This window comes from Paenibacillus sp. P4_E11 (genome assembly GCF_056401635.1).
The window spans coordinates 1-5,632 of sequence record NZ_JBFUIX010000185.1 but is presented as its reverse complement, the minus strand read 5'-3'; the positions used below and the strand labels follow the sequence as shown (position 1 = coordinate 5,632).

Annotated in this window: 3 protein-coding genes; all 3 read left to right on the top strand. The window is 46.0% G+C overall.

Translation table 11 applies throughout. The features are described from left to right. Positions 1–46: 46 nt before the first annotated feature. Entirely contained in the window at positions 47–4,519 is a 4,473-nt protein-coding gene (locus AC1DWB_RS30675) for an S-layer homology domain-containing protein (protein WP_477544889.1), read from the top strand. Between the two features lie 336 nt (positions 4,520–4,855). Next, the gene (locus tag AC1DWB_RS30670; RefSeq protein ID WP_477544888.1) at positions 4,856–5,302 is read left to right on the top strand and encodes a MarR family winged helix-turn-helix transcriptional regulator; all 447 of its coding nucleotides are present in this window, start codon (positions 4,856–4,858) and stop codon (positions 5,300–5,302) included. 65 nt (positions 5,303–5,367) lie between these two features. Then, the coding region (locus AC1DWB_RS30665; RefSeq protein ID WP_477544887.1) for an NAD(P)H-binding protein at positions 5,368–5,632 on the top strand (265 nt) is incomplete at its 3' end.

The following is a 5,632-nucleotide window of genomic DNA, read 5'->3' as shown; positions in this document are numbered from 1 at the left end:
GTGGTACATGCTTCCGGGTCAATACCCTCAATTATGGGCTTTTACATTGGCAAAAGGAACCAACGTTGGAACGACGAAGTTGAACCGTGTTTCAAGTGATATGGAATATTCGCTTAACGGGGGTACTTATACTCCGATCGCGGGTACTTCTCGCGATAATATTGCTGTACAAGCGGGAGATACGATCTCCGTCCGTACGGCATCCCATGTAAAAACAGTGACGGTCGGTCAATCGGACATCAAAGGGCTTCCCACACCTGTTTTAACAGCGGACACGACAAATAACTATATCGTGAATGACACTGAGATTACGTTCATGGACGATTCGGTATGGCGCGTAGCGATCACGGCGGTGAAGGACGGTGCGACCCTGCTGATTCCAGGAACGGATTACACAGTTGATCCCGGAAAAATCACAATAAAAGCCGGAGTGCTGGCAAAAGGGAATCATACGATCGAGGTAACGGCATCCGGTTATGAGGTTACGGGAGTAAGGCAGACAGTCAAGCTACTTCCCTCRCCTGTTTTAACAGCGGACACAACAGGTAACCTCACCGTGAATCCAATTGAGATTACGTTTACGGACGACTTGGTATGGCGCTTAGCGATCACGGCGGTGAAGGACGGAGCGACCCTGCTGTCTCCAGGTACGGATTACACAGTCGTGCCCGGGAAGATCACGATAGCTGCCGGAGTGCTGGCAAAAGGCAATCATACGATCACGGTAACGGTCCCCAATTATGAAGATGCGGGAGTAAGCCAGTACGTGGACAAGTTGTATACAGGAACAGGAGCAGGTACATTAATGGATCCTTATCTGATTACAACCGCTGATCAGCTTAATGATGTTAGGGATTTTTTAGATAAGTCTTTCAAATTGACAGCAAATATTGATTTAAGTCCTTATGCCGCCAACGAAGGCTGGTCGCCGATAGGGGATGATTCAGCAGGATTTCAAGGAAATATGGACGGCAATGGTTATAAAATTACGCATCTAACGATTAATAGACCAGGTAGTGACAATATTGGACTTTTCGGAGCAGCGAATGCGAATAGTGTGATTAACAATATCAAACTTGAAGATATTCATGTTCAAGGTCAATATTATGTAGGCGGCTTGGTTGGCTTTAATAAAGGAACAATCAGAAACAGCTATACTACAGCAGGCACAGGAAGTGTGAGCGGATATCAAAATGCAGGCGGCTTGGTTGGCTATAATCAAGGAACAATAAGCAACAGCCACACTACAGGAAATGTGAATGGATTTGCTTTTGTAGGCGGCTTGGTTGGTCAAAATTCAGGGACAATCAGCAACAGCTACGCGACAGGAAATGTGAGTGGATCTATGTATTTAGGCGGCTTAGTTGGTCTTCATCAAGGATCAATCAGCAACAGCTACGCGACAGGAAATGTGAGTGGATCTACGTATGCAGGCGGCTTAGTTGGTCACGACTATTATAATGGGATCAGTAACAGCTTCTACAACAGCGAAACAACAGGTCAATCAGATACAGGAAAAGGGGATGGCAGATCATCTAGTGAGATGAAGCTGGAAAGCACTTATACCAATTGGGATTTCAGCTTGGATTGGTATATGCTTACAGGTCAATACCCTCAATTATGGGGTACAACGGACATCACACCGACAGCCGTACCAACAGCGGCATTGGTCGTTGGAACAATCGTAGGAACAACCAGGTTAACCGGTGTGACGAATGCGATGGAGTACAAGGTGAATAGTGGCAGTTACAATACGGTCACAGGTATTACTTATGTTGATAATATTAGCGTAGATGCTGGAGATACGATCTCGGTACGTGTAGCGGCAACCGCGCAGCAACCTAGATCAAACAACCAAACGTTGACAGTAGGTCTAACGGACATCACGCCATCAGCAGCGCCGACAACAGCGGCATTGGCCGTTGGAACCAACGCGGGAACAACGAAGTTAAGCGGTGTGACAAGTACGATGGAGTACAAGGTGAATAGTGGMAGTTACATTACGATCACAGATATTTTTGTTRATAATATTAGCGTAAATGCTGGAGATACGATCTCGGTACGTGTAAAAGCAACCGCCTTACAGCCTGCATCAWACGACCAGAYGTTGACGGTCGGTCTAGCGGGTATTCAACCACCAGCAGGACCAACAGCGGCATTGGCCGTWGGAACCAAYGCGGGAACRACGAAGTTAACSGGCGTAACGAGTGCGATGGAGTACAAGGTGAATAGTGGCAGTTACAATCCGATCACAGGTACTTTTGTTGATAATATTAGCGTAAATGCGGGAGATACGATCTCGGTTCGTGTACAAGCAACCGCGCAGCAGCCTGCATCAATCGATCAAACATTGACGGTCGGTCTTGCTGACATCGAACCGGCAGCCGCACCGACTACAGCGGTACTAGCAGCTGGAACAAACGTAGGAACAACGAAGCTAAGCGGTGTGACGAGTGCGATGGAGTACTCGGTTAACGGTGCTGTGTATCTACCAATCACAGGTACTTATGTTGATAATATTAGCGTAAATGCTGGAGATACGATCTCGGTACGTATACAAGCAACCGCCTTACAGCCTGCATCAATCGGCCAAACATTGACGGTCGGTCTAGCGGACATCAAGCCAGGGAGTTCTGCAGCAACGTTGACCTCGACCATAGGAACCGTAAGCGCAGGTGGAACAGCGAATGAAACCATTACGGACATTCCAAACGGAACAACGTTAGCCGCATTTAAGGAAGCGATCACGCAAGCAACGAATGCAAGGTTTGAAGTTTACGAGGAAGATGGAACAACCGTAGCTACAGCTTTGGCAACAGGCAAGAAGGTCATTGTTACAGCACAGGATGGAACGACGAAGGTCACGTATACCGTGACGGTGAATGCACCACTAAGTGCTAATGCGCTGCTGTCTAGCTTGGCTGTGGATCAAGCAACATTAACACCTGAGTTTTCGTCATCGAATTTGAACTATACGGTAGACGTAACGAACTCTGTTTCAAGTCTCAATCTTTCTTTGACAAAAGCAGATTCAAACCAAATACTATCGGTTACAGGTGCGGTTTACAATACTGTAACGGGCAATGTGTATTCCTATAATGCAAATTTAAATATGGGCGTTAATCCGATTCAGATTACAGTGATGGCACAGAACGGTACGAGCAACATATACACCGTAAACGTGACCAGATCTCCTGCAGCAAGTAGCAACGCAGACTTGAGCGGATTGATGCTGTCGAGCGGTGCGCTAAGCCCTGCCTTTGCATCTGGAACTATTGGATACACGTCCAGTGTGGCTAATGGAATAGCGAGCCTTACCGTAACAGGGAGTGTATATGATAGCAACGCTACAATGACGGTGAATGGAATCTCCGTAACAAGCGGTCAAGCGAGTGGGGCTATCAGCCTGAATGTGGGAAGCAACCTCATTACCATCGTCGTGACCGCACAGAACGGCCTAACGAAGACGTATACCGTTACCGTTACCCGCGCTGCACCGGAAAGTTCCAGCGGTGGTGGCGGTTCAACTACACCAACCAATAGCATAGTTACCTCTACAGATGGTACACTGACGCTTCCTGTAGGTAGACCAGGCGAGGTTAGTTTGAAGAAAGAGGTCACGATCACGATTCCAGCCGGTGCTACGAGCAAAGAGCTGAAATTAACGATAGACAAAGTGTTGAATACGGGGCCGCTTCTAACGAATAAAGACGTTCTAGCCAGCCCAATCTTCGAGATTTTGAAAAACTTCACGGAGAACTTCAGTAAGCCGGTCACACTAACCTTTTCATTCGACCCGACGAAATTAAGTGGCGACCAGAGAGCAACTGTATTCTATTATGACGAAGCGAAGAAAGGTTGGGTGGAAGTTCCCGGCGGTAAAGTAAACGCGGATACCATCACTGTACAGGTAGATCATTTTACTAAATATGCGGTATTCGTTGTAGGTCAAGCTGCAGAAGTGCCAGTAAAGCCGAATCTGAATTTCAGCGATATTGCCGGACACTGGGCTGAGGCGAACATTAAGCAAGCGGTAAGCGGCGGAATCGTTACGGGTTATCCGGACGGTACATTCAAGCCGAATCAAACCGTGACACGTGCGGAATTTGCCGTCATGCTGATGAACACGTTGAAGCCGAAAGGTGAAGCAGGGGCACTGACATTCACGGATAATGTCAAGATCGGTGCTTGGGCGCAAAAAGCAGTCGCACAAGCGGTACAGGCAGGCATTATTAATGGCTATGAGAACGGCAGTTTCGGTCCGGATGCACAAATTACACGCGCTGAGATGGCAGTAATGGTTGCGAGGGCTTTGGGTCAGTCTAGCGAAGCGAATGCCGCAACCGACTTCGCGGACGACAAGGATATTCCGGCGTGGGCGAAAGCCAGCGTAGCATATGTGAAGCGAGATGGCATTGTGCAAGGGAAAGGCGATAACCAATTCGCTCCTCAAGATCATGCTACAAGAGCTGAGGCTGTAACGATTCTGCTGAACATGTTAGCACTGAAGATTAAGTAATTGAAGGACGGAATATATGCCCCACTACTATTTCAGTGAAATTTGGACACCTTTTAAATTCGTAGGAATCCACCTGTTTCGAGATGATAATAGCGACGTATGGATCAAGTTTTGGAACACGAGAAGACGCCGACTCCGGAAATGATAGGTATCTACTTGTGACAAGAACTAAGCAGCCCCTTATCAAGTTGGGGCTGCTTTTTTTTAGGTGGAATTCTATTTTCCGAATTCCATACACGTGGTGCTAAGGTATACCTTGGGTATTTGGATTTGACAAAGGGTTCATACATGCAGTAAATTAAGTTAAGTGCTTAACTACTTTATGGTGGTGACTTTATGAAAGACTTGCAAGAATACGTACATGATTTACCGCTACATTCGCTTGCTTTTTTTTCTCTAGTTGAAGTAACGGCCAATTTAGTCGACGTATCGGAAAGATATTGGCAATCTAAAGGATTGAATGGTGCTAKAATTCGAATATTGGTTGAAATTATGAAGGAAGGGGGCACCATACTACCCTCGGTGCTAGCCAAGAAAATTGGCGTTACGAAACCGAATATCAGTCTTTTGCTGATCCCATTAGAAAATGACGGATTAATTCGTAGGGCAAACCATCCAAAGGACGGTAGAAAAACGATAATTTCAATAACAAGTGAAGGTCAGGGCCTCCTGTTGAACAACTTACCTGAAAATCGTCAAAGGATTGCCGAAAGAATGAAAGTGTTGGAAGAGCATGAATTGAAACAACTCCTTGATTTATTAAATAAACTACGAAGAACGTAACATTTTTTTTAATCATTTGGTTAAGTTCTTAACTAAAACCGCGCCAATAGGAAGGATGAAATTCGATGTCGATCGTCATTACGGGGGCCAATGGTCAATTAGGAAGTTTAATCATCAAGCAACTCCTTGAGAAAGTCTCGGCGGATCAAATTGTTGCCTGTGTTCGCCACCTTGAGAAAGCCAAACAATTTCTTGAGCTAGGAATTGAAGTACGTCTGTGTGACTACGATAAACCTGAAACTCTTGATCAAGCATTCGGTGGAGCTTCAAAGCTATTATTAATTTCAAGCTCTAATAACGATGATACTATTAGATTACGTCAACATGCCC